Genomic DNA, 26,757 nt, shown 5'->3' with positions numbered 1-26,757 from the left:
ATCGGTCAGAAACCGATCAGTGCCGCTACGCCGAACGCGGCGAACAGCAGCGCAGAGACCAGCCGAACGACCCGCGGCGACACCCGTGTCAGCAGTACCCGCCCCACCTGTGCGCCCACCATCGCACTGCACACCTCGCCCAGGGTTGCGCCAAGCCACACCGCAACCGGCTGGCGTTGCGCGGCCAGCGTGGCGGTGGCGATCTGGGTCTTGTCGCCCAACTCTGCGAACGCAATCGCGGTAGCTATGGCGATCACCGCAGAACGCCCCTTCATGGCCTTGGGCTGGTCGTCATCGTCGTCTTCTGGGCGTGCAACGATGGCCACCGCCACCGCCAAGAACACGACCCCGCCGACGATCTGCACCGGGCGCTCGGGAAACGCCACCCCCAAGAGCCCACCGACCAGCGCGGCGAACGCTCCAGCCGTTCCGAACCCCAGTGCCAACCCGGCCACCATGGTGCGTCTCGACACCCTTGCGCCGAACCCGGCCGCCAGCAGCTGCGTCTTGTCGCCGAGTTCGGCGACGAACATCACGGCGAATGCAGCCAGCAGGTCTGCGCCGAACGAATCCATCGCGACATGATCGCTCACGCTGCGCCAGGCGACCGACAGATCCGATGGCAGAAGTCGTTCCGCAGCGGCCTCAGACTCTTGTAGAGTCGTCCCCGGAAGGTTGCCAGAGCGGACGAATGGGGCGGCCTCGAAAGCCGTTGTGGCCTCCGGGTCACCGTGGGTTCGAATCCCACACCTTCCGCCACCAACCCCCACCTCGGTGGGGGTTGTTTCGCGTTTGCGATCCAACGCTCAAGAGCCCGGCAGAATCTGCCGAGACCACCGGAAGGCGATTGTTGGCCTTCAGCAGCCCAATCGGCCGCTTTGTGTGGTGAGACGAATACCACAGGCGATTTATTTCGATCCGCGTTGCGTTTTCGTAATCCTTTCGTCATCCTGACCGTTCACTAAGCAAAGAACAACCAGCGGGTAATCGAGCCGGACCGCAAGATGCGGCGGCCACCCGCGTGAATCCCGAAGCCGCGTCCGGTCGACATGAGGTCCCGAGCGCAGGCAAAGGAGCGTCATGCTGAAACCCACTCGCCCAGCCGTTCGCGCGCTCGCGTTCGTATTCGTGGCGCTCTTGGCCATCACCGGCGTGGCCGGCGTGGCCGGAGCGACGGTCTGGACACCCGAAACCGATCCGGTCACCGAACTCGACGGGGCCCCAGTTTCGGTTGCCGTTGCACAAAGCGGAGGTTCGTGGAGTGTCGACGCCGAGGGCGTCGTCGCTACCAGCGGTGCCGCTGAACACTTCGGCGATCTGGAAGGTGTCGACTTGGCCGCGCCGATTGTCGACATCGCAGCCACCCCGACCGACCGCGGCTACGTGCTGGCGGCGGCCGACGGTGGCGTCTTCGCATTCGGCGATGCCGTGTTCCACGGCTCGGCTGCCCCATACGGGCCCGTCTCGCCCATCGTGGGCATCGCCCTCACCCCAGGCGGCTACTGGCTGGCAGCTGCCGACGGCGGCATCTTCAGCTTTGGTGACGCGCAGTTCTACGGCTCGGGCGCAACGTACGAACTGGCCGCGCCCATCGTCGATATCGCAGCCAGCGACACCGCCGCCGGGTACCTGCTGCTGGGATCCGATGGCGGAATCTTGACCTTCGGCGACGCCCGCTTCGCTGGCTCGCTAGCCCATGCCTCAGACGAAACGGCGGTCTCGATCGCCGAGGTTGGCGACGGCTACTGGGTGCTGAACGAGTCGGGTCTCATAGAGACCGTCGGCGATACGCCCGCTGCCCCGCAGCCCAACATCGAGGTTCCGGCCTTTGCCACGGGCATCGCTGTGTCGGATTCGGGAAAGATCGCCGTGTCGGTCAGCCCCGCCGCACCACGGGTGGCCGAGATGACCCCCGCCGAAGCCTTCGTCGCATCGCTGCCCCCTGAACGGGTTGCGATCTGGGATGCCCTGGCCCACTGCGAATCGACCAGCCGCTGGGACATCAACACCGGCAACGGCTTCTACGGCGGAATCCAGTTCACGCTTTCGTCGTGGCGTGCCGTCGGCGGCACCGGGTACCCCCACGAGCACAGCCGTGAGGAGCAGATCTACCGCGGCGAGTTGCTGCTGGAGATCCAGGGCTGGCGCGCCTGGCCCGGATGTACCCGCAAGCTCGGTTTGCGCTGACGAGGCAACAAAACGTGTAGCCGGAGGCGAAGCGGTGGCATACACTGTCGCTTCGCACTTCGGTGCCCAGCGCCCGTAGCTCAATTGGATAGAGCATCTGACTACGGATCAGAAGGTTGGGGTTTCGAATACCTCCGGGCGCGCTGAGCGATTCTGACTGAGAGCCACCCTTCGGGGTGGCTCTTCTGTTTGTCACACCTCCCTGGAAAGGTCTCGAGAAGTCTGAATCCTCCTGCGCAGGTCGATGCCGAACACGATCCGCCTGTCCCGTAGCCTGGCGGTCGAGGGTCCGGCCGGCGGCCCCCTCCGAAATGAGTTCGTCGATGCGGAAGCCTTCCCGTTCGCTCGGTCCCCGGTTCGCTTTCGTGGTTGCGATCACGGGGCTCGTGCTGTGCGCAGCATGTGCGGACGCAGACCGCTCCACTGCGATCGACATGGTGGAGGATCTCCGGCACGCAAACGTCGACGGTGAGCTGTACGTCGCGACGAGCGCTGATGGCTCCTGCGACACCGACTGTCCGGCCCCTACGGCCAGCCGGGGCTGGCTGGTCGAGTGCGCTGACATCGACTCGGCCGTAGCCTCACTCACTGACGAGTTCAAAACCCGTGGCTTCTCGATGGACGGCGGAGACTCCTTCACGCAGAGCGTCGATGGGGTCGACGTGACCGTGGACGTATTCACCTACACCGACGCGAGCGAAGGACCGTGGCCGACCGAAGAGCCGTTCGTCTCGGCACCGAGCGACCTGGCCGATCGGTGCGCTGTGTTCGTGCTCGCCATGGCCTCGTGATCGGCTGCAGATCGTTCAGCGGTCGTAGCTGGCCGAGTTCATCATCTGCACGCCACTCCCACGAGGCCGATCCGTCCTGCGGGTCGATGCGTAGACCTGGCGGCACCTCGACCACTTCGCCGGTTTTCCTCAACTCGGCGAGACGACCTGCCGAAAGCAGTCGTATGGAGTCAGTAGGTGCCACGGGCGCCTCGACGCCGATTCGACGTCAAGAGCGCCTTCCGATTCAGAGTCTGGATGGTTGACGTCATGAGTACCGAGGAAATCCAAGTTCTTTCCATCACCGGCCCCAGCCGGTGGGCGGCCGACGGTGGCTACTCGGTCCGCTGGCGATACGGCGGGCGAGACCGGGTGCGTTCCTTCGACAACAAGGCCGAAGCTGCCCTGTTGAAGTCGAAGATCCAGGCCCACGCCGCAGGCGGGTCGCAGTTCGATCCCTCGACGGGACTGCCCCGATCGGTTGGCGTAGGCCTGGGGGATGTGATCGACATCGTGGCCTGACGCTGGATCGACCCGGGCTTTAGTCGTCGCAACGATAGTTGTTGTAACGTCTATCTCCGATTGGTTCGGCATAGACACGAGGTACGACGATGACCCCGTCAAGCGGCAACAACTCCACCTTCGACGTTGCCATAGTGGGGGCTGGTCCTACCGGCCTCGTTGCTTCGATACTGCTGGCACAACGGGGCCATTCGGTCGTTGTACTCGAACGCCAACCGGCCCCCTATCCCCTGCCGCGTGCCGTGCACTTCGACGCCGAAGTGGGCCGCATCTTCCAGTCGTGTGGCATAGGCGACGAGCTGAGAACCATCATCGAGCCCGCCGACGTCTACGAGTGGCGCAACGCAGAGGGCGTCACGCTGCTTCGGTTCGGCAACAGCGGCGACACACCGATCGGCTGGCCAGGCGGCTCGATGTTCTCGCAACCCCAGCTCGAGGCCCTGCTCGAGCGCCGAACGGGTGACTTCGACAACATCGTGGTCAGGCGAGGGGTCGAGGTGACGACGATCGAACAGGGCCATGACAGCGTCGATGTCGAAACTGCAACCGGCGACTCGATCGCGGCCCGCTACCTGATCGGTGCCGACGGGGCCAACAGCACCATCCGACGGCTGTTGGGCATCGACATGGTCGACATGGGCTATTTCTACGACTGGTTCGTCGTCGACATCATTCCCAACGAACATCGGGTCTATGACCCGGTGAACCTGCAGGTTTGTGACCCCGCCCGGCCCACCACGCTGGTTTCTGGGGGTCCCGGGCGGCGCCGGTGGGAGTTCATGCGGCTTCCGGACGAAGACCCGGCGACGTTCAACACCGAAGCCCACGCCTGGACGCTGCTGGAACCGTGGGACATCACGCCAGACAACGCGGTCATGGAGCGCTGCGCCGACTATCGATTCCACGCCAGATACGCGCAGCGTTGGCACGAGGGCAGGGTCTTCCTGGCCGGAGATGCCGCTCATCAGACGCCGCCATTCGCCGGGCAGGGCCTGTGCGCGGGCGTCCGCGACTCGGCCAACCTGGCCTGGAAGCTCGACCTGGTGCTCAACGGGCTGGCCGCCGAGAGCATCCTGGAGGACTACGACCGCGAGCGCATAGAGCCTGCACATGAGTTGATCGTTTTTGCGATGGAACTGGGGAAGGTGATCTGCGTGCCCGACCCGCAAGAGGCTGCGAAGCGCGACGCTGCCATGGCCGCAGCGGTGGGCGAGACGCCGACCTCGACGCGGCCACTGCCAGTTCCCAAGCAGGGGTGCCTGGCGACCGATACGGCCCTCGCCGGCCATGTCGCAGTGCAGGGCACGGTAGACGGCCGGCCCTTCGACGACGTCGTGGGCGCGGGGTGGCGCCTGCTGACTTCGGCGAACCAGGAGGTCGACCCGGGCGCCGCCCGCTGGTTCCAATCGATCGGCGGATCGGTGGTGGCGATCGACCCCTCGAACAGCATCCAAGCGCAGTGGTTCGAGGCCCACGGCATCGCGTGGTGCCTGGTGCGCCCCGACTTCCTCGTTTACGGGACGGCCGGCGAAGCCGGAGGTGGCACCGGGTTGATACAGCGACTGCGTGCAGACCTGGGCGCCTGACATGGCGGCCAGACGATCCAGCGCCAGAACCCCCGCCGACGAGCCGCAAGCGGTTCGGCTGGGCCGCGAGGTTCACCTGAACGTATTGCTTCTGGCCAACCGCGCCTATCAATCTATGGACGAGATCTGCCAGCAGGCCGGGATCACCCATCAGCAATACATCGCTTTGTGGGCCCTGTGCCTCGCCGACGACCCCGAGGCCGGAATTCCGATGAACACCATCTCCAACGGCCTCATCAACAGGGCCAGCGACACCACACGCATGGTCGATCGGCTGGTGAAAGCCGGCCTGGCCGAGCGGCGGCCCAGCAAAACCGACCGCCGAAGCGTTCTGGTGCGGGCCACTGCCGAAGGTCGGCGACTGTTCGACGAGGTGACACCCCTGGTTCAGGCCTTTCACGAACGCGAATGGGCCAACCTGAGCGCCGCAGAGACCAAAACCCTGAACGACCTGCTTGCCCGAGCGCTTCGCGGGTCATGACCGCCATCCGCTTCGTCACACGGCTGTTCGGCGCCATCGCAGTGTCGGGCTTTCTGGTGATGGCCGGGGTCGAGCTGTCAATCTCGGGAGGTTTCAAGGCGGTGATGTTGCCGCTGGGAATCAACGAGAACTCGCCTCGCGATCTGGCCATCGCCGAGACCTACAACCTCCGCGACGGCTTCTGGATGCGGTACCTACGGTGGCTGTGGGAAATGCTCGGCGGCGATCTGGGGACGTCGTCTAGATCCGGTCTGCCGGTCACCGACATGATCGTCCCTCGCCTGTCGATCTCGGGCGAGTTGATGCTGGTGGCAGTGATCGGTGCGGTGGCCCTGGCCATCCCGCTGGGGCTGTTGGCAGCGGCCAAGGCAGAGACTCCCGCCGGCCGAGCCATCGATGCGTTGCTCGGCATCTCCCAGACCGTTCCGGTATTCATCACTCCGTACTTCTTGATGTGGGTGTTCGCCCTGAAGCTGCAGTGGCTACCGGCGTCTGGCTGGGTGCGGCTGACCAACTCGTTCGGCCTGCATCTGCAGCACCTGGCGCTGCCCGCGGCGACCCTGATCTTCGCCGAGTTTGGTCGCATAGGCAGAACGGTACGTGCCGACACGGTCGAGGTCCTGAAGAGTGACTTCATCACCGCAGCAGCCAGCAAGGGCCTGAGCACGCGCTACCTGCTGCTGCGTCATGCGTTGCGGCCCGCTTCGCTGGGCTCGCTGAACGTCATAGGCATGAGCATCGGATCGCTGCTGTCCGGCGCGGTGATCGTCGAGCTGGTGTTCGGCATCGGCGGCCTCGGAATGCTGCTGCTGGAGGCATCACTGTCCAGGGATCTCTACCTGTTGCTCGGCCTGACCACCTACATGGTGGTGATCTACGTGTGCCTCAGCGCGGTGGTCGATGTCGCCATGAGGTGGGCCGATCCGCGCATCACGGTCTCCCGGCGGCCCAGCATGGCCGAGCGACTTTCTCGCTTCGGGTTGAGGCCGGCGACATAGCTAGTGTCGCGCCAAACGGGGAGGGCGCTCGAAGTGAGCTTCGAAACACTGCTGTATGAGGTCCAAAGCGGGCTCGCCCGCCTCACCCTCAATCGACCCGATCAACGCAACGGCATCACCAACCGGATGGTCAGGGAGATGACCGAAGCCCTCGAGACAGCTGCCACCGACGACTCGATACGTGTGCTGGTGCTGACCGGTGCAGGTCGATCGTTCTGCCCAGGTGCCGATCTGAACCACTTCACCGATGGTGGACCCGACGACACACTGCGGGCACAAGACTTCAGGGTCACTGCACTGTTGCACGAGATTCCGGCGGTGACGGTCGCCGCCATCAACGGTGCCTGCGCTGGTGCCGGCCTGGGTTGGGCGCTCGCCTGCGATCTGCGTGTGATGACCCAATCGGCCAAGTGCAATACGGCATTTCTGGACGTAGCGGTCGCAGGTGACATGGCGATCCCGTGGTCGCTGCCCCGCCTGATCGGGGCATCTCGTGCCAAGGAGCTGTCGTTCCTGCCGAGGCGCGTGACAGCAGACGAAGCTCTGTCGATCGGCATGGTGGCCAGGGTGTTCCCCGACGACGTGTTCAACGAGCAGACCGAGCAGCTGGTCCAGGATTTGATGGACAAGTCACCAACCGCCCTGAAGGGTCTGAAAGCCAACTACCTGGCGGCCGAACGAATGGGCCTGGCCGACTTCGTCGATTACGAGGCCGAGCGCCACCTGCGCATCGCGGCCAGCTCGGACACCAAGGAAGCCTTCCGGGCGTTTGTCGAGAAGAGAAAGCCGAGGTTCAGCTGATGACCTGGATACGTCTGCGCCAGATAGCACTGGTCGCCCACGACCTGGAACCCGTCGCCCAGGCACTGACCGATCATCTGGGCATAGAGGTGGCCCACAGAGACCCGGCGGTCGGCAAGTTCGGGCTTCACAACGTCGTCATGCCGCTGGGCTCGCAGTTCGTCGAAGTCGTCTCACCGACCCAACCGGGAACCGCCGGCGGCCGCCAGCTGGAACGTATGGGCGGAGACGGCGGATACATGGTGATCTGCCACACCGACGACCATCCTCCACTGCGCCAGAGGGTCGACGAGCTGGGCGTACGGGTGGTGTGGGAGAGCACGCACGAAGACGGCTACCGCCTGCTGCAGCTGCACCCTTCTGACACCGGCGGCTCGTTCCTCGAGATCGACTATCAGCCGGGCGGCGAAGACCCCATGGGGCCCTGGCACCCTGCCGGCGACGATTGGCAGCGCGTCTTCAACACCACCAAGGTGTCGGCGATGGTTGGCGTCGAGCTGAGGGTCGAAGACCCCGACGCGGTCGCTGCGAAGTGGTCTGCCATCACCAATCTGCCTGTTGAGCAGCGCACCATCGCACTAGACAACGCGACCGTGACCTTCGCCGAGGGCACGGGCGGGTTGGTTGCCGTGGACTGCGTCGGCGTCGACCCCGCCGTGCACACCATCGGTGGTGTCGAGTTCCGGGTCCGTCGAGCCTGAGGTACCGGGCCCCGTTGGTGGGTCAGGGCGTGAGGCCCAGCGAACCCGACAGCCTGTCGACAACTGCCGCATCGCCGGTGAGCAGGTCGGCTCGAGGTTGGCCGCGGCCACAAAAGGCCATGGTCAGCGCGTCGAGGTCGCCTTCGATCCTGGCAACGACCTCGCCACCGGACCCGATCTGAATCGGCTGGGTCGATTCGGTCGACCCCGTCCGCGCCACCTCTACAACGCCGTCGACACCCTCGAGCAGCTTGGGGATGGCCCTGCTCCAACCCAGAATCGAGCGGTCTAGCGCGATCTCCGCGGCCAGGCAGTCGACCCTGGCTGTCATGCCCAGAGCCCGCCTGATGTCCTGCTCGTGAGCCCACAGGTCGAACACCCTGATGGGCAGGGCCTGCGACAGAGGCGACTCGCCGAAGGGCCCTCGCACCATGGGGTCGCCCCCGGCTACAGCGGCCCTCAAACCCTCGATGCGCCGAGGCAAGAGACCCGCCAACTCATCTGCGATCGCCGAAACGGGCAAGCCCCGACGGATGTGGATGTGACGCTCCATGTACGCGTCGAAATCCTTCTTGACGTGGTCGAGCGGCGGCAGTTCGACGTCGGGTTCGGGGGCTCCGTTCAGCACCTGTTCGAGACCCACCATGTGGGCCAGATTGTCCTTGACAGTCCAACCCGGGCAATCGGTCGGCAAACGACCCTGTTCCTCGGTGATGGTTCGGGCCAGGGAAAGCGTCGACGACAAGACGTCTTCGACGCCATCGACCAGGTCGGCGTTGGAGAGTTCGGTCATCGGCCCATCTTGACACTCACACCGGCTCGACGAGCCAGTGGGCGGCCTCCTCGGTGCCAAACATCACGACATCGCCGACAGGAGTGGCCAGCGTGGTCGCTTCGACGTCGCGACCATCGACCCTGGTCAAGCGAATCATCTCGTCAGCGGGTGGGTATCCATAGACCGACGCCCCGTTCACCGACACAAAGCCGGCCAGATAATCAAGAGCTCCGCGCCGGTGGAACACCTCGGCCACGACCTCGAGGCCATAGGCCGCGTTGAAGATGCCGGCCGCGACCGTCGGCGCATATTTGGCCTCTTTGGTGTGAGGTGCAGAATCTGTGCCCAAGAAAAAACTCGGGTCGCCGCTGGTGGCCGCGGCGACCAGGGCATCTCTATCGGCGGCGCTGTTGATGACCGGCTTGCAGAACAGGTCGGGTTTCATGCCGTTGGCCAGCAGGTCGCCCCGCTCGCGCGCCAGATGATGCGGCGTGATCGACGCGACGACCTGGGGATGCTCAGCCACGAAAGCGATACCGGCCGCCGTCGATACGTGCTCGACAGTGACCTTCAGCTGCGGGTGGCGCCGACACACGGGCGCCAGCTCACGTTCGAGGAACGCGGCCTCACGGTCGAAGATGTCGACATCTGGATCGGTCGACTCGGCGTGCACCAAGAGCCTCATGTCGAGCTCGACCAGCGTTTCGAACAGATCGTCGAGCGTATTGAGCGTGCCCTTCGCCTGATCGGAGTTGGTGGTGGCACCCGGCGGATAGAACTTGACCGCCGAAACCAGCCCGTCGGCGTGCCCGGCCCGAAGATCGTCGAGGTCAAGTTCGGGCGAGGCAAACAGGGTCATCAACGGGACGAACGAAGTCTGTGGCCCCATGTGCTCGACGATCCGAGCCCGATAGGCGGCGGCCATGGCCACCGAACCGATCGGCGGGCGCAGGTTTGGCATAACCAGCGCGTACCGGAATCGCCTGGCCGTATAGCCCACCACCGAAGCCAACATCTCGTCGTCTCTCAGGTGAACGTGCCAATCGTCGGGCTTGGGAATGTCGATCGTGGTCACCAGCCGATCTTCTCACGGCCAAACCTTGAATCCGACCCCCCTTCATCCGTAGGAGAGGATGTGCTGGCAACCGCGCCAGAACAGACCTAGGAGCTTGAGGACCAGTGGGACGTAGGCCTGACCCAGAACGACGTGCCGAGTTGCTCGGCGACGTCGTGGGCTACCTGCTCGAACATGGTGTGCACCAGACCTCGCTCCGCCCGCTGGCGACCGAACTGGGGACCAGCACCTACACGTTCGTGTATCACTTCGGCTCCAAAGAGGAGTTGCTCGCCGAGGCGCTCGAGGAGATAGCGACCCGTCATGCAGCCGCGGTCGAGGGTCTACGCAAAGGCACCCTCGACGAATTCATCCTCAACTATTGGACGTGGAACCTCGAGGCCGACCGACTTCGCACCATCAGCGTCGTCACCGACGCCAGAAGCCTCGTGCGGACTCAGGGCGAGCTGTTCAGGCCCTTCGTGAGGGCTGTCACCAACGCTGTTCAGAGCAGCATCACCAGTCGCCTCGAAGCCCAAGGCCGATCGCCTGCCGAGTCGGCCGTGATATCGGTCGCCCTTCTGGGCGCCCTTGCCGAGTTGGCCACCGAGGACACTGAAGAGTTTCGGGTCGAGGCCGTGCAGCGCCTTGTAGAGCGGGTCGCCTGAGCTTCCTAGGAGGCTCAGCCGAACGCGATCAGACGTTCGGCCGGCGGCAGCGGGTTGTCGTCATCGGCCCACATCTGGGCGTACAGGACCGAGCCGTCCTGGCTGACCGAGTAGTTCCGAGGGCCGTCGATCTCGACCAACAGGTCGCCTTCGGGCGACAGCATCGACATCTCTGTGATGCGTTGCGAAAGGGTTTCGAGCTGTGTCTCGGCGGCCGTCTCAGACGGGTACACCGCGGCGACCAGCACGAATCGTCCCAGCTCGTCCACGCCGTCGCCCACCAAGACGGCCTGGGGGCGCTGCAACAGGTACTGGTCGGATCGCTGGCGGGCCAGATCGGGCACGAACGCCGCCAGCGAGGCGGTGAGCACGCCCGTGTACAGAAGCTTCTCGTCGGCCAGCTCGGCCAACACACGCAGTGGCGTGGCGTCGGCCAACGAATGATCTCGACCATCGATCGCGTCCAGCGCGTCGGTAATGCCGTCGCTCCAGCGAGCCCAAAGGATCTCGTCGGGCGTCACTGCAAGGCGCCGATGGTGGCCGACCGGACGCACCGGCGACATGCGCTCGAGGTCGATCCCGAAATCGCTTCCCCAGCCGAAGACCTGAACCCCCGCCACCTGCTGCGCCTCGAGCAGGTCAGACCACAACGGGTCTTCGGCAACCGCGCGTCCGATCGCCTCAGGATCGAAACGACCCCGGGCCACAGTCAGGTGGTGGCCGGCCACCCCGGCGCTGGCCACCTGGGCGAACGCGCGGTGGTCGAACCCCAATTCGGCGCGCATCTGGTCGGGATACGCACTGCGACCGAACTCGGCCAGTGGCCCGGCCGGAACTATGCCCGCCTCGGCCGCCAGATCGCCGAGGTACGCCAGCACCCGGGCGTCGGACGCCGAGGGCCCAGGGCGCTCGATGCCGAACGTCGAGATGGCCCTATCGAAGTCGACGACTGTCAGCGCGGCCCAACGTGTGTAGGACCGCAGCGGAAACGAAGCCAACAGCCCAAGCCAACTGTCGGCAGGCACCTGCGACCAGTCGCCGATGTCGCCGGCCGCTTCGGCCAGGGGCACCGCAGGGCTCGTTTCGAAAACCGCCCCGTCTAGCCCGGCAAAGGCTCGGCGGTAGCAATCGTCGAACACGACCTCGTTGGCCTGGTCGTAGTCGTACACGAACAGGCCGGTCGACGAGTCGTAGGCGGGCACGGTCATAGCCGCGCCCTCCGAGGCCATACACGACGCCAGGTCGGCCACTGCAGCCTCGTATTGCCCGAACGGCGCCCGCTGGTCGGTCGCATCCAGGGTCAGATCGGGACCCGACGGAGCCGACTGCCCGCTTTCGAGCCGCGGTTCGGTGGTGGGCACCGGTGGCGCCAACGAGGCACACGAGGTTGCCAACGCCACAAGCGCGACAAGCATGGGGATCGCTGTAGGGCGCGGCGCGTTCACCTCTGAACCGTCGACCACGTATGCGTGCAGGCAAGTCCGGCGACACGCCGCTACCGTCTGGCGCGTGAGCAGGGGCCTTGCCTACTACACCGCCTTGGACCCGACCCGGCCGTGGCCCGGCATCGAGCGCGACCCTCGGTTGGTCGCCGGTGCGCTGCAGTCGATGGCTGGCGCCGGCCGGGTCGTCCGACTCGACGCCCGGCTTGCTCGCCACCTGACCCCGGAGGCCTCGGCGGCTGCGGTGGTGGCCCTGGACCCGTGCCTGCTGACGACTCTTGGGGTGCGTGACGTGCTCGACACCGCGGTGCGCCTTGTGTACCCGGGTGGCCTGGTCGTCTACGAAGAGCCGATACAACCGGAGTCGGCCGGGCCCGAACCGCTGTTGGTCGACAACGAGCGGGTGCTGTTGTGGTCCAGCAATACACGAAGCGATCACGACCTGCGAATAGTCGAGTTCACCAACCGGGCCGCCGTCGAGGCGATTCCAGTTGTGCCAATCGACCTCGGCGAGGTCGGGCGGATCGCTGGCTTGCTGGGGTTGGAAGAGGCCGGTGCGTGGTCGAACTGGGCGTTCGAGCCCGAAGACGGCCGGTGGCGCATTTGTGCCCTACGTCGCGTGGCCTAATCACTACACAGCGTGATATTTCTTGCCTGCTGGGAACCGCAGACGACTGGACGAACGTCACAGAGGTCGACAACACAGTTTCGACCGATCGTCGGGAGGTCCGGCCATGCGCCGTTCTCACAGAATTCTCGCCGCAACGTTCCTTGCGTTCGCGACGGCAACCGCAGCATGCACCAGCGACGGTGAACCGTCGAGCGACGGCGACGCGACCCCATCCACCATCGACATCGGGACGCCTGGCATAGACACCCAGCTCATCTCGGCCCTGGCTGCGTTCGATTCGTGCGACGCATTCCTCGACCACATGAAGACCAACGCCCTCGAGGTCGTAGGTCCGTGGGGTCTCAACAACGGCTGGTTCGGTGGGCCGTTCATGGCCGTCGACGATGTGGCGATGGACGCCGCCGCTTCGGGCGAGGCCACCGGTGCGCCGTTCGCAGAGTCGGCTACAGAGACCACAGCAGCCCGCCAGGAGGGTGTCGATTTCAGCGGCACGAACATTCAAGAAGCAGGCGTCGACGAACCCGACCTGGTCAAGACCGACGGCTCGCGAATGCTGGTCATCGCAGATGGCACCCTTCACCTCCTCGACGTGACCGGCGACGTGCCGGTGCTGCTCGACTCGCTCGAGCTGCCGGCCGAAACCTGGGTATCGGAGATGCTGTTCGACGGCGATCGGGTGCTGCTGTTGGCCAGCGCCAGCCAGTACGAAGTGATGCCCATGGCCGACGTGCGCATAGGTATCGTCCCGACGGGCAGCCCCATCTCGACACTGATCGAGGTGGACATCGAGGGCACCCAGTTGACGACCAGCCGACGGCTCCACCTCGACGGCGCCCAGCTCAGCTCACGCCTGATCGACGGAGTCGCCAGAGTGGTCGTGCAGTCGGGCCCGGTCGGTTTCGAATGGAACTACCCCGAATACGGCGGCGACGGTCTGGAAGCCCAGCGCGACAACGAGAACGCCGAGCAGGTCGCGCAGGAGGCCAACCGAGAGCTGATCCGCAACTCGACCGAGGCCAACTGGCTGCCCTATTTCGTTCTGGAGGATGGTTCGGGCACAGTCATCGAAGAAGGCACCCTGGTCGACTGCAATCGTGCCTATCACCCCACCGACTTCTCGGGGCTGAACATGCTGAACGTCGTCACCATCGACCTCCGCGGTGGCGGCCTTGCCGCTCCTGACGCCGTGTCGGTGCTGGCCGACGGCCAGACGGTGTACGCCAGCACCCAGTCGTTGTATGTCGCAACGACCGAGTGGATCGACTGGTCGCAGTACTACGACGACCGTGGCGAGCAGATCGGCGAACCGCCTCGTACCTCGACGGCGATCCACCGCTTCGACATCTCAGACCCGACCCGCACCGACTATGTCGCCAGCGGATCGGTGCCGGGCACCGTGCTGAACCAATACTCGCTGTCAGAGCACGATGGCCGACTGCGAATCGCGACAACGCACGACGGCATGTTCTGGAGCGATGGCGACACCTCGTCGAGCTCGCTCTATGTGCTCGAAACCGTCGAAGGCCAAGACGGCGCCGAGCTCGACGTCGTCGGTCAGATAGACGACCTGGGCAAGGGCGAGCGCATCTTTGCAGTGCGCTTCATGGGTGACCTGGCGACGGTTGTGACATTCCGCCAGACCGACCCGCTGTACACGATCGACCTCAGCAACCCCACCGCACCGGTGCTGTTGGGCGAGCTGAAGATCAACGGCTACTCGGCCTACCTGCATCCGCTCGGCGACGGCCTGCTGCTGGGTGTGGGCCAGGACGCAACCGACGACGGGCGCACCACCGGAACCCAGGTTTCGCTGTTCGACATCTCAGACCGGGCCAACCCCACCCGGATCGCCCAATGGACGCTCGATGGCTCGTACAGCGACACCGAGTGGGACGCCCGGGCATTTCTCTGGTGGCCGGCAGAGCAGCTGGTCGTGCTGCCGGTGAGCTCATATGGCTGGAACGCCGAGTCCGAACAAGACGAGTCGTTCTTCGGGGCGATCGGTCTGCGGGTCAGCGATGGCACCATCACCGAGCTGGGAAGGGTGACCATGCAAGAACCCACCCGCATGCGTGAGTGCTATGGCCCAGAGGGCTGGTCAGTCGAACGGATCTACGACGACGGCCGCACCGAGTTGGTCGAGGCCTACGACCAGAACGGTCGCCCGGTAGACGAGCCCGTGGTGGGCGCGACGTCCGCAGGCGCCACCGGTGGCAGCGCAGACGGCACAGACGCACCCCCTGCCGACGAAGCCGCTGCCGCCGAAGAACCCCCAGCAGCCGAAACCGAGCCCAGACTCCCCGACGAAGAGCCGCCGATCAGCGACTGCTACACCTGGATCGAGAGCGACTGGCGGGCCCAGATTCAGCGCACCGTGGTGGTCGGCGACCAGCTGCATGCCGTAGCCCAGAAGGGCATTCTCACCGTAGAACTGGGTAGCTTCGAGGAAACAGGCCGGGTCGAGTTCCCGACCCGCCAGTTCTAGGAACTTCGCAGCAACAACAATCTGGAGGCTTCGATGGTCGGCGTCGGAATGTCCCTGGCGTCGACCTTCGGCGCAGCCCCTGCCGAGTTGCAGGTCGAGCGCATGCTGGGTCGCACCCGTGCGGGGGCTGCGGCCGGCCTCGACTTCTTGACCGTGGGCGATCACCACAACACCGCTCACAGCTATGTCCAGAACACGCCCATCATGGGCCGACTGGTCTGCGAGTGGGCCACCGATTCGAACCGGCCCATCGGGTGCCTGTTTCTACTGCCACTGTGGAAACCGTTGCTGGTGGCAGAACACGTTGGGACCTTGGCCGCCATGCATCCCGGGCGGTTCATAGTGCAGACGGGCATCGGCTGGGGTGAGGGCCAGTTCCGAGCAATGGGTGCGGTGTTCAACCGCCGAGCGGCCGACCTCGAGGAGTCGATTCGGGTCATCTCGGCCCTGTTCGACGGCCAGACCGTGTCGTCCCAGCGCCTGGGTATAACCGAAGCCAGCCTGGCCATGCGACCACAGAGGTCCGTGGAGTGGTGGATGGGCGCTGGGGTCGACGCAGCCCTCGAGCGGGTCGCACGATGTCGAGCCAGCCTCTATGTCTCGCCCGGTTCGCTCGAGAAGGCGACCGACACTATGACCCGCTTTGCCCGGGTCTGCGCCGAACGGGGACATCAGCCCGAGCGTGTGGTGGCGCGCCAAGACGTGATCGTCGCCGACGACGAAGCGTCGGCAAATCGACTGGTGAACGACCTGTTCGACAGGGGCTATCGGGGCATGACCCCGTCCGACGTCACGTTCGGCACGGTCGAGCAGGTCGCCGAGCGATTCGCCGAGTTGGGCCGGGCCGGAGCCACCGATATCGCAGTGCGCCAGCTCGCGGTGCCCGAAGAGCAAGCCCTGAGGTCGATCGAGTTGCTGGGGCACGTCAGGCGGCTGCTCGCCTGACCCGGCGAAGCAGAGCCCAGAGTAGGTACAAGCCATTCGGTCGGGCATGCTGTTCGCGTGACACAGGTCGATTGGCACGAGATACCAAGCCTGCGCCGGCCCCTGATGCTGGTTGCCTTCGAGGGATTGTTCGACGCCGGCGACAGCGCAACGTCGGCCCTGCGATGGCTCGCCGACCGCTACGACGCAGACCTGCTGGCCAGCATCGATCCCGAAGAGTTCTTCGACTTCCAGGAAACCCGACCCGAGGTGGCGGTCGGTCCCGGGGGCAAGCGCGAGATCTGGTGGCCGGCCAACGAGATATTGATGGCCCACACAGACTCGGCCCACGACCTCCTGCTGCTGGCAGGCGTCGAGCCACGCCTGCAGTGGCGTTCGTTCGCCGAATCGATCCTGGAGGTCGTGGTCGACACTTCGACCGAGATGGTCATCACCGTCGGCTCAAATGTCGGGATGGTGCCCCACTCGCGTTCGGCCCCGGTTCAGGGCAGCGCCACCGACCCCAAACTCGCTGCTCGGCTTGGCCTGTCGAAACCGACCTACGAGGGCCCAACCGGCATCGTTGGTGTCATGCACGACACCCTCGATCGGGCCGATGTTCCCGTCATCTCGATTCGGGCGTCGGTGCCGCACTATGTGTCGGGTCCGACCAACCCGAAGGGCCAACAGGCGCTGTTGCGCCGGCTCAAGGGGATACTTGGCCTCGAGACATGGCCCGAACGCCTCGACTCGACCGTCGGCGAATGGGAAGACCGCGTCGACGCAGCGATCGCCACCGACGACGAGGTGCTCGAGTACGTGAAGCGTCTGGAACTCGATGCCGACATGCGCGCACGAGATGAGGCAATTTCGGGCGACGATCTGGCCGCCGAGATCGAAAAGTTCCTGCGCGGCCAGCAGGACTGACCGGTTGGGCTAGCCCAGCACGTCGGTGGCTTGCTGGCGCAGCCAGTGATCTGCCAGAACCAGCAACACCATCGCCTCGACCATTGGCACAGCGCGAGGCAAGACACAGGGATCGTGGCGCCCCTTGGCCGCCAACTTGACGGCATTGTTCTGCCGATCGACGGTGTCCTGCTCGCTGAAGATGGTTGCGGTGGGCTTGAACGCCACCCTGATGACGATGTCTTCGCCGTTGGATATGCCGCCCTGCACCCCGCCGCTGTGGTTGGTGGTGGTGTGAGGACGCCCATCGGGGCCGGGCACGAACGGATCGTTGTGACTGCGTCCCGTCATCCGCGCGGCCGCAAATCCCGAGCCGATCTCGAAACCCTTGGAAGCCGGCAGCGACATGACCGCCTTGGCGAGTTCGGCCTCGAGCTTGTCGAACACGGGTTCACCCAGCCCGACGGGAACACCACGGGCCACACATGTGACGATTCCCCCGAGTGAGTCGCCATCTCTCCGGGCCTGCTCGATGGCCTCGGTCATGGCCGCTGCAGCTGCAGGATCGGGACATCGTGTCGGGTCTGCCTCGACCTGGTCCAGCGTCACCGCGCCCGCATCGACATCGGCGTCGACCTGACCGACGCTGGAGACCCACCCCAGAACCTCGACACCGCCGACCTGGGCCAACAGTTGGCGTGCGATCGCGGCGCCCGCTACACGGCCGATGGTTTCGCGGGCGCTGGCGCGGCCTCCGCCCTGCCAGTTGCGAATGCCGTACTTCGCTTCTGTGGTGTAGTCGGCGTGAGAGGGGCGATACACGTCCCTGACGTTGTCGTAGGCCCCCGATCGAGCGTCCTTGTTGCGCACCAGCATGGCGATGGATGTGCCAAGCGTGCGGCCCTCGAAAACACCGGAGAGGACCTCGACCCGATCGGCCTCGTCGCGCTGGGTAACCAGCCGGCTCTGCCCAGGCCTGCGCCTGTCGAGGTCGAACTGGATGGCGTCGAGATCGAGGGCCAGGCGGGGCGGGCAGCCGTCTACTACGACGCCGACGCCACCCCCGTGACTTTCGCCGAAGGTGGTTATCTTGAACCGCTGTCCGAACGAGCTTCCCGTCATCGACTGTGACGGTACCCGACGGTAGGGTCGACGAGATGAGCCATTGCTATTACTGCGGCAACCCGGCCCCACCCGACATGGGCTTGGGTGGTGTGGCGTCCTGCCCGACACACGGGCCGCTTTGGAAGCTGGTTCAGCAGGGCCCCACGGCGAACGTGATCGTCGAACGCGACGGCAAGATCTTGATGGTCAAACGAGCCCACGACCCCTACATCGATCATTGGTGCATTCCCGGCGGCTTCTCCGACTATGGCGAGCACCCCGAAGACACCGCAAGGCGCGAACTGAGCGAAGAAGCGGGTGTCCAGGTCACCCTTACCGGGCTGCTGGGGATATACGTCGCCCCCTATGCCCGACCCAGCGAGACCGACTGGATACAGACCACCGTGTATCTGGGCATCACCGACGACGATCCCACCGTGGGCGATCACGAGACGTCTGAGGTGGGCTGGTTCGACCCCGCTGACCCCCCGACTCCGACCGTGCCGTCCCACCTGGTGAGACTCGACGACTACTTACAGGGCAGACTGTGGCGGTGGACACACCAGACGGCAGCGGGCTCGATGGAGCCGGGCTGAAGCGGGCCTGAGCCTCGTGAGCTCGCCGGCGCGGACACCGATGGTGCTCGACACCGAGCCTGCTCAGCATCACGAGCTAGCCCCCGACCCACGAATCCGTCGCGGTGTGGTGGCCGCCATCATCCTCACGGCGGCGCTGGTGCTGTGGGCGATGGCCGCAGGCGGGAGCCACGAATCCGGCGCGGACGCGCCGACACCCACCACGACGGTCTCGACGACCACCTTTCCAAGCCAACCAGGCGCCGAACCGTCGCTGGCGGCGCCCGCGCCCGAGACCTCGATAGCCGACGCCGCAGTCGACGATGGTCCGGGCGCTGCCAACAGCTCGGCACCAGTCAACGCCGAACTGGCGGCCACGGGCAGCCCCGAGCTGCTCGCCGAGCATCCCACAAACAGCATCGTCGTCTTGTGGACGTTCGAGCAGACCGAGGTGGCAGTGGTGAACCTCGACGACGGTGCGGCGGCAACGCTGGACCTGACGACATTTGGCATCGACTCGGTCAAGACGCTGGTGGGAATGGCCACGGGCTTCGGGGTCGAGACCCGCACCGGCGTTTCGTGGTTCGACCCTGTCAGCGGCTCGTTTGCCGAGCTGACCCGGGGCGGCTCAGTACTGGCGTGGGGTGACGACGAGGTCTGGATATCGGGGCCCTACAACCAGGCACGGTCGTTTACCCCGCTGCGGGTCGGCCTGCAGGGCGACATCACCGAGCTGAGCACAGTGCCCGCAGGTGCGGGCCCCTTCGGGTTCGTCGGTGACGACCTGTTGGTAGGGGCCGGTCAAGCCGGAGGCGTATATAGGTCGACTGGCGACTCGTACCAGCGCATCTCCGACGGAGCACTCGTCGCCTGGGGCACCGACGGCGTGGTTGTCAGGGTCTGTGGCCAGACTCTCGAGTGCAACCTAGAACGCATCGACCTTGGTACCAGCGCCACGACGAGCTACGAAGTGGCCGAAGGGCTTGACCTCGACGGGCTGTGGTGGGTCGATCGGCCCACCTCGCCCGAACTCGACGCCCACCTGGCCATCTCGTCGGGTGCAGGGTCTCCGGTGATCTACGAGGTGGGCGAACGAACCGTCACCGAGCTACCGATCACCAGTGCACGTTCCGTCGCGTGGAGTGCCGCCAACCAGTGGCTGCTGATCGGGGGCGCCAACGAACTGCTCGCTTTCCACAGGCCCACCTCCACCATCACCCGGTTCGAAACCAATCTGGGTCTCGACCTACGGAGCACCATGCAGGTGGCAGTAGCTCCGGCAGCGTGAGCCGCGCACCTGTACCGTCAGAACTCGTGGATGCATTCGAGCTGATCGAAGAATGGCCGGTGGAGAACGTCGCTTCTGTCGTCGTGCACCGAGACGGCCGACGGTGGTCAAGCGGAGACATCGACAGGCCCTTCGCCCTGGCCTCGGTGACGAAGGTGTTGACGGCCATGGCGGTCATGGTCGCCGTCGAGGAGGGCACGGTTTCGCTCGACCAGGCGGCGGGGCCACCGCGCTCGACCGTTGCCCATCTGCTGGCCCATGCCTCAGGCCTGGCGCCCGACCAGCGGAGGCTGCTGACAGAGCCGGGCCGCCGCCGCATTTACTCCAACGCCGGCTTCGAGATGGTGGCCGAGGTGGTCGCCGAGAATTCTGCGATGGAGTTCTCCACCTACTTCGACGAAGGCATTTGTGAACCGCTGGGTCTCACGAACACGCGAATGGCAGGTTCGCCCGCACACGGGGCGACGGCCTCGGCCAACGACATCGCCGCAGTGGCGGGCGAGTTGCTCGGCGTCACCTCCAGGGTGCTTGCGCCCCAGACCATCACCGAGATGACCCAGCCCGCGTTTGTGGACCTGCCGGGCGTTCTGCCCGGCTACGGCATCCAGGATCCCAACAGTTGGGGTTTGGGGGTCGAGATTCGCTCGACCAAGAGCCCACACTGGACGGGAGCTCACAACTCGCCCGCTACCTTTGGTCACTTCGGGCGAGCAGGAACCTTCGTCTGGGTCGACCCCGAGGCAACCGTCGCCTGCGTGGTGCTGACCGATCGCGAGTTCGGCGAGTGGGCAATGACCAGGTGGCCCGCGTTCAGCGATGCGGTGCTGGCCCAGTCCACAGCCTGAGGCAGTGCGCGCCGACACATTCTTTACGAAATGATGTCGAAATCATGACGTAGCTGCTCAAGTCGACCAGGTGTCGGGCCGATTGATCCTGTGAACCAGGGGATTCAGGCCACAAGCCGCACCCGCGCAACACACGACGAAACTGCGAGTGTGTTACGTTTGGGTGACGGCGCGGCCTTTACCCGGGATGTTCCCGAGGAGGTGACAGTGGACCGCGCCGACGCCAGACACCTGTTGAGGCGCACGGCATTTGCCGTGAAGGCCGAGCAGATCAACGAGATTGCCGGCCTCAGCCGCAACGCCGCGGTAGATCTGCTGATGGACTTCGGTCCCAACCCGCCCGCCATCGCCCCACCCAGCGTCCTCGACCCCGAGGGCCGTCGCTGGGAACAACACCGCGATCTGGCCCTGTGGTGGATCGAGCGGATGCGCACCGTGCCCCGACCGCTTCAGGAGAAGCTGGCTCTGTTCTGGCACGGACACTTCGCAACCTCTGCCGAGGACGCCTACTACGCCTTTCACACCTGGGACCAGAACCAGCTGTTTCGCAACCATGGCATGTCCGACTACCGCCACCTGGTTCACCAGATGGCCATCGGCCCCGCGATGTTGGCATACCTCGACAACTACCGGAACAAGGCGGGCAACCCCAACGAGAACTTCGCCAGAGAGCTGCTGGAACTGCACCTGTTGGGGGTGGGCAACTACACCGAACAAGACATCGTCGAGGTCGCCAGGGCGTGGACCGGCCACATGCTCGACGACGAAAAGCACCACTATCAGTTCCAGGCCTACCACCACGACTATCGCAACAAGACGATCTTCGGCATCACCAAGGACTGGGATGGTCCCGGCGTGATCAACGAGATCCTCGACGGCTCGAAGAAGCAGACCGCAGCGCGCCACATCTCAAAGTCGCTGTTCGAATTCTTCGCCTACCCCAACCCCGAACCCGCTGTCGTCGATCGCCTGGCCAACGAGTTCATTGCAGGCGGGCTCCAGATCTGGAAGCTGGTGCGGGCGATTCTGCAGAGCAACGAGTTCTGGTCGGCCCAAGCCAGAGGCGCCCTGGTGCGCACTCCCATCGACTTCGTCGTTCAGTGCATGGTTGGCGCCGGCAGCAGCACCGACGAAGCCAGGCCCGACTGGTGGCTCGAGACGATGGGGATGGCGCCGTTCTACCCACCCAACCCTTCGGGCTGGGGCGCCAACGAATACTGGGTGTCCTCAACAGCGGCGTGGGCCAAGGCCGACTTCGTACGCCACCTGACCTGGAAGACCACCAAACGAAACCATCTGGCCGAGGTAGCCCAGATCGGCGCCAAACAAGCGGTCGAGCTGATGCTGTCATTCTTCGGCATCGAAGACGCGTCGGCTCAGACCAAGGCGGCCCTCGAGAACTACCTGTACGCCGAGCGCGCCACCTGGGAGTGGCCACAACACGCCAACCTGCTGACCCTCACCATGCTCAGTCCCGACATCCAGGTGGCGTGATGGCGACTACCCAACAACCTCGATCATCCCACCACCCCGGAGAGCCACGATGAACGCCGAACCCGAGTTCGAGGACATCCAGGCCGCCCTGTCGGCGCCGCTCGACACCACCCCTTCGGGGCTCAGCCGTCGCCGATTCCTGCAGATGGCTGCCGTGGGCGGCGCCATCGCAACCGTCGGCCCAACACTGGGTCGATACGAGGCCATGGCGGCCGCAGCCCAACCCCTCGGTGCCGGCGAGGGAGTGCTGGTGCTGGTTCAGATGGGCGGAGGGAACGACGGCGTCAACACCGTCATCCCGGTCAGCCAGAGCGGCCGCTATCGCGATATCCGCGGGCAGCTGGCCATCGACGAAACCACCATGCACCACATCGGCGGCGGGGTCGCTCTGCATCCAGCCCTGTCGAACATCCGCTCCCGCTGGGATTCGGGACAGGTCGCCATCGTGCAGGGAGTCGGCTATGCAAACCCGTCGCTCAGCCACTTCGACTCGATGGCCCACTGGATGCACGGCAAGGCCGGCAGCGAACCCAACGAGGCTCCCAAAGACGGCTGGATCGGTCGCTGGCTCGACGGTCTGGGCAACCAGCGTTCGGAACTCGAGGCGGTGACCTTCGAGAGCTCGGTGCCTCTGCACCTCCGCGGCCGCCAGTCAACGGCCGTCGGGTTGTCGGCCGGCGGGGTCGACTTCGGCATCAAGACCGCAGACGACCACCTGCGGATGTACGACGCGCTGCGCGAGATGGCCCAGGGCAACTCGTCGCGAGGCGCGTGGGCCGACACCATCGCCGACTCCACGATCAGCTCGCTCGAACTCGCCAGACAGCTGGCGCCCGCGTACGAGGGCAACGGGGGCGGGTCTGGATTCGAACGCCAGATGGACAGGGCGGCAAGGCTGATCAACGCCGATGTCGGGGTGCGTGTTCTGTCGACGTCGCTCGGAAGCTTCGACACCCACTCGAACCAGGCGTGGCAACACAACGACCGCCTCGGCGACCTCGATCGCGGAATCCAACGCTTCTTCGACACCCTCGACCCTCGGTTCGCCAGTCGTGTCACGGTCATGACCTTCTCGGAGTTCGGGCGCCGACCCGAAGCCAACGGATCGATCGGAACCGATCACGGCACCGCCAGCGTGTCGTTCGTGATCGGTGCCAACGTCGCCGGGGGTCTCGTCGGGGTCTACCCGTCGTTGTCCGACCTGGACAACCGAGGCAATCTCAAACCCTCGGTCGATTTCCGCTCGCTGTATGCAACCGTTCTCGACTCGTGGATGGGAGCAGACAGCAACCAGGTGCTGGGCGGTCGCTTCGAGTCGCTGCCCCTGTTCTTGTCGGGGCCGGGCTCGGCCTCGTTCGAACGCCCCGCGCCCACGCCAGGAGCCTCACAGGGCTATCTGATGGTCACCGACACCGGCGGGGTCTACAACTTCGGCAACAAGCCCGCCTTCGGCGGTTCGCTGGGGGGCACCACCACCGGGCTGGCGCTGAAAGCGGCGGGTGACGGCTATTGGCTCTGCCGCCAGGACGGTTCGGTTGAAGCCTTCGGAGCGGCGAAACTGCACGGCTCGATGGCCGGCCACGACCTGGCAGCGCCCGTGGTCGACATGGCCGCCCATCCATCGGGCGAGGGTTACTGGCTGCTCGGTGCCGACGGAGGTGTGTTCGCATTCGGAAACGCCCCCTTCTACGGCTCGACCGGCAACCTGCGTCTCAAACAACCCGTCGTCGGAATGGCCGCCCACCCCAACGGCAAGGGCTACTGGTTCGTCGCAAGCGACGGAGGCGTGTTCGCATACGGACAGGCCGGCTTCCACGGCTCGACCGGCGCCATGACACTGCGCAGACCGGTGGTCGCCATGGCCCCCACCAAGAGCGGCCGCGGATACTGGCTCGTCGCCGACGACGGCGGTGTGTTCGCATTCGGCGACGCCGGCTTCTTCGGCTCGACCGGCGCCATCAACCTGGCCAGGCCCATCGTGTCGATCCAGCCAACCCCGACCGGCAAGGGCTACTGGCTGGCCGGCGACGACGGCGGAGTGTTCGCATTCGGCGACGCCGGCTTCCACGGCTCGCTCGGAAACCGGACCATCCCAGGCCGCGTCATCGGCATCACCGGCTGACCGCACAACCCACGGGAGCAGACCTACAGGTCTGCACAACACCCACGGGAGCAGACCTACAGGTCTGCACGACACCCACGGGAGCAGACCTACAGGTCTGCACGACACCCACGGGAGCAGACCTACAGGTCTGCTCCGACTCTGAAGATGGCGGCGTCGGCCTCTCGCGGCGCACAGTTCGCCTGCCGACAAACAGCCTCCTGCAGATCGGTGCCCTGCAGCCCCTGATTGCGGAACCGTATGGCCGTCCAGTGAAGCTCGTGACGGCGCGACCGACCATTGCCCATCGAAGACATGCGTTGTACACGGCGCGCTCTCTCGACGATCACCGCCAGAGCAGCTACCGCAACGGCCCCGAGAACGACCACACCCAATACAACGCTGAGGGTGGTTGAAGTACCCATAGCGCCCTAGGTTCTAGCACGCGCAGTGGTCGAGTGGCCAGAGGCAACGTATTGGGCCACGATTGGGCCCCATGATCGAGATAGCCCCCCTTGAAGCCCTGCAGAAACGACCCGGAGTCAAGTGGCAGAAGTTCAGCCCCGATGTGCTGGGCATGTGGGTGGCCGACATGGACTTCGCGGTGGCCGAGCCCATCATGGCCGCCCTGCGATCCGTTCTCGACACCGGCGACCTGGGCTACACGGTTCCGGCACTGTCCCAGAGCATCCGCGACGGCTTCGCCGATCGAATGGCCGGGCGCTATGGCTGGAACATCGACCCCGCCGATGTCGTGTTGACCCAAGACGTCATCCAGGGCATCCAACTGGTTCTGCAGAACTGCCTCGAGCCCGGCGCCGGCGTGGCGATACAGACGCCCATCTACCCGCCCTTCCTGTCATCGCTCGAGACCACCAACTGCCGGCTGGTCGACAACCGGTGGATCCGCAACGGACAGGACTGGGTGCTCGACGTCGACGCACTCGAAGACTCTTGCCGCCGCGGAGAAGTGCAGGCGATCTTGTTGTGCAACCCCCACAACCCCATCGGGCGCGCCTTCCGCAGAGCCGAACTGGAAGAACTGGCCCGGCTGGCGAACCAGTACGACCTTCTGATCCTCAGCGACGAGATCCACGCCGAACTGGTTCACCCAGGCAACGAACACATCCCCATAGCTTCATTGAACGAAGACGTTGCCAGCCGTACCGTCACCTACTCGTCGGCCAGCAAACCTTTCAACCTGGCCGCGCTGCGACTGGCGCAGATGCACACCACGTCGCCGCGCATCCGAGCCGCCCTCGACTCGATGCCAGACCACAGCCTTGGCGGCATGAACGTCTTTGGCATGGTCGGCACTGCTGCGGCCTGGAACCACGGCGACAACTGGCTCGAATCGGCGATGGGTCAACTGACCGCCAACCGAGATCTGCTGAGTGACCTGCTGGCACAGCACATACCAGACATCGACTACGTGAAGCCCGAAGCCACCTATCTGGCCTGGCTCGATTGCACAGCCCTGGGGCTCGGCGACGAGGTGTCGAAGTTCTTCATCGACCACGCTGGGGTTGCGTGCAACCGGGGCCTCGACTTCGGCCAACACGGCGCCGGCTGCATGCGTATGAACCTGGCCACGTCACCCGAGGTGATCAGCCTCGCTGTGCAGCGCATGGCCGAGGCCCTCGATAGGCACAATCAAGACGCTCGCTGATCGGGGGCCGCCCCGACCACCCCCTTCGAGCGAGCCTGCCAACGCAACACCAGCGGGTAGCCCACCAACCCCACGGCTGCGAAGGCGAACCACTGGACGGCATAGGCCATATGCGGGCCTGGGTCGAGTGGAGGCGGCGCCAGAAGCCTTGCCGCAGGGTCTGGCGGGGCCGTGTCGACGATCTCGACATAGACCGGAGCCAGCTCGATATCGCTCTGCTGGGCGATGCGCGGCACGTCTACGCGGTTGAGGGTCGTCAACACGCCCTCGGATGGGTCCGTTGAACCCCAACGGCCACGCTGCTGCGAGGCTCGGATGCGCCCCAGCACTTCGGCCCGTTCGGCCGGAGGTGCCACCGGGGTTCGGTCGACTGCCTCGCAGCTGGCCAGGTCAATCCAACCCCGGTTCACCACCACAGCGAAGCTCTGGCCGTCTGGCTGCAACAGACCCAACACATGACATCCCGACTGGCCATTGGACGACCGGTTGCGAACCGCCAGCGGTTCGCCCAGCCAGCTGCCCGAGAACAGAACCGACCGATACTCGGTGTCGTCGGGGTCGGCCGTTGCCAGATCGGCACCCGTCAAGGGGCTCAGGGCAGAGCGAGCCTCGACGTTGCGGTTCAGGTCGGCGCGCCACTGATGGCGCGACAGCTGCCAGAAGCCGGCCGCAACGAATCCGACGATCAACACCAGTGCGAGTACGTGGCCAGCGATCCACCGGGGAGTCAAGGCAAACCGATACACGGCC

At 65.3% G+C, this 26,757-nt stretch carries 26 protein-coding genes and 2 tRNA genes; 21 read left to right on the top strand and 7 right to left on the bottom strand.

The genetic code is table 11. The features are described from left to right. Positions 1 to 5: 5 nt before the first annotated feature. Complete coding sequence (locus R2770_12780) at positions 6 to 575, bottom strand: TMEM165/GDT1 family protein (protein MEZ5281332.1); 570 nt, start codon at positions 573 to 575, stop codon at positions 6 to 8. 94 nt (positions 576 to 669) lie between these two features. Between R2770_12780 and R2770_12775 the strand changes: the two genes are divergently transcribed. The 10 genes from R2770_12775 (at position 670) to R2770_12730 (ending at position 8,046) form a co-directional block, all read left to right on the top strand. Next, positions 670 to 759 (top strand) — tRNA-Ser (locus R2770_12775). A 321-nt stretch (positions 760 to 1,080) separates the two neighbouring features. Then, positions 1,081 to 2,187 carry a transglycosylase family protein gene (locus R2770_12770; protein MEZ5281331.1) on the top strand — a complete coding sequence of 369 codons (1,107 nt, stop codon included), beginning with the start codon at positions 1,081 to 1,083 and terminating at the stop codon, positions 2,185 to 2,187. A gap of 69 nt (positions 2,188 to 2,256) precedes the next feature. After that, positions 2,257 to 2,330: transfer RNA gene (locus tag R2770_12765), tRNA-Arg, on the top strand. Between the two features lie 180 nt (positions 2,331 to 2,510). Beyond that, on the top strand, positions 2,511 to 2,978 hold the full coding sequence (locus R2770_12760; GenBank protein ID MEZ5281330.1) for a hypothetical protein: 468 nt from the start codon (positions 2,511 to 2,513) through the stop codon (positions 2,976 to 2,978). A 249-nt stretch (positions 2,979 to 3,227) separates the two neighbouring features. Continuing rightward, positions 3,228 to 3,479: a hypothetical protein gene (locus R2770_12755; protein ID MEZ5281329.1), complete on the top strand. Its 252-nt coding sequence runs from the start codon at positions 3,228 to 3,230 to the stop codon at positions 3,477 to 3,479. An 89-nt stretch (positions 3,480 to 3,568) separates the two neighbouring features. Then, positions 3,569 to 5,065, top strand: coding sequence for a bifunctional 3-(3-hydroxy-phenyl)propionate/3-hydroxycinnamic acid hydroxylase (locus R2770_12750; GenBank protein MEZ5281328.1), 1,497 nt, complete (start codon positions 3,569 to 3,571; stop codon positions 5,063 to 5,065). Further along, positions 5,046 to 5,546, top strand: a complete 501-nt coding sequence (locus R2770_12745) for a MarR family transcriptional regulator (protein MEZ5281327.1) — start codon at positions 5,046 to 5,048, stop codon at positions 5,544 to 5,546. The genes R2770_12750 and R2770_12745 overlap by 20 nt, the downstream gene beginning before the upstream one ends. Next, positions 5,543 to 6,544 carry an ABC transporter permease gene (locus R2770_12740; protein MEZ5281326.1) on the top strand — a complete coding sequence of 334 codons (1,002 nt, stop codon included), beginning with the start codon at positions 5,543 to 5,545 and terminating at the stop codon, positions 6,542 to 6,544. Before R2770_12745 ends, R2770_12740 begins: the two co-directional genes overlap by 4 nt. A 33-nt stretch (positions 6,545 to 6,577) precedes the next feature. Next, positions 6,578 to 7,345, top strand: coding sequence for an enoyl-CoA hydratase-related protein (locus R2770_12735; protein ID MEZ5281325.1), 768 nt, complete (start codon positions 6,578 to 6,580; stop codon positions 7,343 to 7,345). After that, entirely contained in the window at positions 7,345 to 8,046 is a 702-nt protein-coding gene (locus R2770_12730; GenBank protein MEZ5281324.1) for a VOC family protein, read from the top strand. Before R2770_12735 ends, R2770_12730 begins: the two co-directional genes overlap by 1 nt. Positions 8,047 to 8,068: 22 nt before the next feature. Here R2770_12730 and R2770_12725 read toward each other — a convergent pair whose 3' ends face one another. After that, a complete protein-coding gene (locus R2770_12725) occupies positions 8,069 to 8,839 on the bottom strand; it encodes a maleylpyruvate isomerase family mycothiol-dependent enzyme (protein MEZ5281323.1) in 771 nt (256 codons plus the stop codon). A 16-nt stretch (positions 8,840 to 8,855) separates the two neighbouring features. After that, positions 8,856 to 9,896: a dihydroorotase gene (gene pyrC, locus R2770_12720; protein ID MEZ5281322.1), complete on the bottom strand. Its 1,041-nt coding sequence runs from the start codon at positions 9,894 to 9,896 to the stop codon at positions 8,856 to 8,858. A gap of 104 nt (positions 9,897 to 10,000) precedes the next feature. Here pyrC and R2770_12715 point away from each other — a divergent pair, with 104 nt between their 5' ends. After that, positions 10,001 to 10,543 carry a TetR/AcrR family transcriptional regulator gene (locus tag R2770_12715; protein MEZ5281321.1) on the top strand — a complete coding sequence of 181 codons (543 nt, stop codon included), beginning with the start codon at positions 10,001 to 10,003 and terminating at the stop codon, positions 10,541 to 10,543. Positions 10,544 to 10,557: 14 nt separating this feature from the next. On the opposite strand, the gene R2770_12710 is transcribed toward R2770_12715, so the two are convergent. Beyond that, the gene (locus R2770_12710; protein ID MEZ5281320.1) at positions 10,558 to 11,958 is read right to left on the bottom strand and encodes a hypothetical protein; all 1,401 of its coding nucleotides are present in this window, start codon (positions 11,956 to 11,958) and stop codon (positions 10,558 to 10,560) included. Between the two features lie 94 nt (positions 11,959 to 12,052). Between R2770_12710 and R2770_12705 the strand changes: the two genes are divergently transcribed. From R2770_12705 to R2770_12690, 4 genes are all read left to right on the top strand, one after another. Further along, the gene (locus tag R2770_12705) at positions 12,053 to 12,613 is read left to right on the top strand and encodes a hypothetical protein (protein MEZ5281319.1); all 561 of its coding nucleotides are present in this window, start codon (positions 12,053 to 12,055) and stop codon (positions 12,611 to 12,613) included. 106 nt (positions 12,614 to 12,719) lie between these two features. Further along, positions 12,720 to 15,101 (top strand): beta-propeller domain-containing protein, encoded by a 2,382-nt coding sequence (locus tag R2770_12700; GenBank protein ID MEZ5281318.1) that lies wholly within the window; start codon positions 12,720 to 12,722, stop codon positions 15,099 to 15,101. A gap of 33 nt (positions 15,102 to 15,134) precedes the next feature. Further along, positions 15,135 to 16,046, top strand: coding sequence for an LLM class flavin-dependent oxidoreductase (locus R2770_12695; GenBank protein ID MEZ5281317.1), 912 nt, complete (start codon positions 15,135 to 15,137; stop codon positions 16,044 to 16,046). A gap of 57 nt (positions 16,047 to 16,103) precedes the next feature. After that, entirely contained in the window at positions 16,104 to 16,952 is an 849-nt protein-coding gene (locus R2770_12690; protein ID MEZ5281316.1) for a PAC2 family protein, read from the top strand. 9 nt (positions 16,953 to 16,961) lie between these two features. Here R2770_12690 and aroC read toward each other — a convergent pair whose 3' ends face one another. Continuing rightward, on the bottom strand, positions 16,962 to 18,053 hold the full coding sequence (aroC, locus tag R2770_12685) for a chorismate synthase (protein ID MEZ5281315.1): 1,092 nt from the start codon (positions 18,051 to 18,053) through the stop codon (positions 16,962 to 16,964). Positions 18,054 to 18,088: 35 nt separating this feature from the next. On the opposite strand from aroC, the gene R2770_12680 reads away from it, so the two are divergent. The 5 genes from R2770_12680 to R2770_12660 all read left to right on the top strand — a co-directional run bounded on the left by R2770_12680 (position 18,089) and on the right by R2770_12660 (position 24,359). After that, positions 18,089 to 18,631, top strand: coding sequence for an NUDIX hydrolase (locus tag R2770_12680; GenBank protein MEZ5281314.1), 543 nt, complete (start codon positions 18,089 to 18,091; stop codon positions 18,629 to 18,631). Between the two features lie 16 nt (positions 18,632 to 18,647). Next, positions 18,648 to 19,898 (top strand): hypothetical protein, encoded by a 1,251-nt coding sequence (locus R2770_12675; GenBank protein ID MEZ5281313.1) that lies wholly within the window; start codon positions 18,648 to 18,650, stop codon positions 19,896 to 19,898. A 26-nt stretch (positions 19,899 to 19,924) separates the two neighbouring features. Next, positions 19,925 to 20,743: a serine hydrolase domain-containing protein gene (locus tag R2770_12670; GenBank protein MEZ5281312.1), complete on the top strand. Its 819-nt coding sequence runs from the start codon at positions 19,925 to 19,927 to the stop codon at positions 20,741 to 20,743. A gap of 207 nt (positions 20,744 to 20,950) precedes the next feature. After that, positions 20,951 to 22,237 (top strand): DUF1800 domain-containing protein, encoded by a 1,287-nt coding sequence (locus R2770_12665; protein ID MEZ5281311.1) that lies wholly within the window; start codon positions 20,951 to 20,953, stop codon positions 22,235 to 22,237. 49 nt (positions 22,238 to 22,286) lie between these two features. Continuing rightward, positions 22,287 to 24,359: a DUF1501 domain-containing protein gene (locus R2770_12660; GenBank protein ID MEZ5281310.1), complete on the top strand. Its 2,073-nt coding sequence runs from the start codon at positions 22,287 to 22,289 to the stop codon at positions 24,357 to 24,359. Positions 24,360 to 24,481: 122 nt separating this feature from the next. Here R2770_12660 and R2770_12655 read toward each other — a convergent pair whose 3' ends face one another. Beyond that, the gene (locus R2770_12655) at positions 24,482 to 24,763 is read right to left on the bottom strand and encodes a hypothetical protein (GenBank protein ID MEZ5281309.1); all 282 of its coding nucleotides are present in this window, start codon (positions 24,761 to 24,763) and stop codon (positions 24,482 to 24,484) included. A gap of 71 nt (positions 24,764 to 24,834) precedes the next feature. Between R2770_12655 and R2770_12650 the strand changes: the two genes are divergently transcribed. Next, positions 24,835 to 26,007, top strand: coding sequence for a PatB family C-S lyase (locus tag R2770_12650; GenBank protein MEZ5281308.1), 1,173 nt, complete (start codon positions 24,835 to 24,837; stop codon positions 26,005 to 26,007). On the opposite strand, the gene R2770_12645 is transcribed toward R2770_12650, so the two are convergent. Then, positions 25,992 to 26,753 (bottom strand): SURF1 family protein, encoded by a 762-nt coding sequence (locus tag R2770_12645; protein MEZ5281307.1) that lies wholly within the window; start codon positions 26,751 to 26,753, stop codon positions 25,992 to 25,994. The genes R2770_12650 and R2770_12645 overlap by 16 nt on opposite strands. Between the last annotated feature and the right edge of the window lie 4 nt (positions 26,754 to 26,757).

The sequence above is a fragment of the Acidimicrobiales bacterium genome (assembly GCA_041394185.1).
Classification (GTDB): domain Bacteria; phylum Actinomycetota; class Acidimicrobiia; order Acidimicrobiales; family Poriferisodalaceae; genus JAAETH01.
Note: the sequence above shows the minus strand (reverse complement) of the source record. Positions and strands in the feature narration are given on the sequence as shown.

Bases quoted from the DNA above. Each gene is read 5' to 3' on its own strand.
- R2770_12680 (MEZ5281314.1), top strand. From the start codon at position 18,089: ATGAGCCATTGCTATTACTGCGGCAACCCGGCCCCACCCGACATGGGC.
- R2770_12755 (MEZ5281329.1), top strand. From the start codon at position 3,228: ATGAGTACCGAGGAAATCCAAGTTCTTTCCATCACCGGCCCCAGCCGG.
- R2770_12655 (MEZ5281309.1), bottom strand. From the start codon at position 24,763: ATGGGTACTTCAACCACCCTCAGCGTTGTATTGGGTGTGGTCGTTCTC.
- R2770_12750 (MEZ5281328.1), top strand. From the start codon at position 3,569: ATGACCCCGTCAAGCGGCAACAACTCCACCTTCGACGTTGCCATAGTG.
- R2770_12650 (MEZ5281308.1), top strand. From the start codon at position 24,835: ATGATCGAGATAGCCCCCCTTGAAGCCCTGCAGAAACGACCCGGAGTC.
- R2770_12700 (MEZ5281318.1), top strand. From the start codon at position 12,720: ATGCGCCGTTCTCACAGAATTCTCGCCGCAACGTTCCTTGCGTTCGCG.
- R2770_12780 (MEZ5281332.1), bottom strand. From the start codon at position 575: ATGGATTCGTTCGGCGCAGACCTGCTGGCTGCATTCGCCGTGATGTTC.
- aroC (MEZ5281315.1), bottom strand. From the start codon at position 18,053: ATGACGGGAAGCTCGTTCGGACAGCGGTTCAAGATAACCACCTTCGGC.
- R2770_12710 (MEZ5281320.1), bottom strand. From the start codon at position 11,958: ATGCTTGTCGCGCTTGTGGCGTTGGCAACCTCGTGTGCCTCGTTGGCG.
- R2770_12760 (MEZ5281330.1), top strand. From the start codon at position 2,511: ATGCGGAAGCCTTCCCGTTCGCTCGGTCCCCGGTTCGCTTTCGTGGTT.
- R2770_12770 (MEZ5281331.1), top strand. From the start codon at position 1,081: ATGCTGAAACCCACTCGCCCAGCCGTTCGCGCGCTCGCGTTCGTATTC.
- R2770_12695 (MEZ5281317.1), top strand. From the start codon at position 15,135: ATGGTCGGCGTCGGAATGTCCCTGGCGTCGACCTTCGGCGCAGCCCCT.
- R2770_12730 (MEZ5281324.1), top strand. From the start codon at position 7,345: ATGACCTGGATACGTCTGCGCCAGATAGCACTGGTCGCCCACGACCTG.
- R2770_12660 (MEZ5281310.1), top strand. From the start codon at position 22,287: ATGAACGCCGAACCCGAGTTCGAGGACATCCAGGCCGCCCTGTCGGCG.
- R2770_12740 (MEZ5281326.1), top strand. From the start codon at position 5,543: ATGACCGCCATCCGCTTCGTCACACGGCTGTTCGGCGCCATCGCAGTG.
- R2770_12725 (MEZ5281323.1), bottom strand. From the start codon at position 8,839: ATGACCGAACTCTCCAACGCCGACCTGGTCGATGGCGTCGAAGACGTC.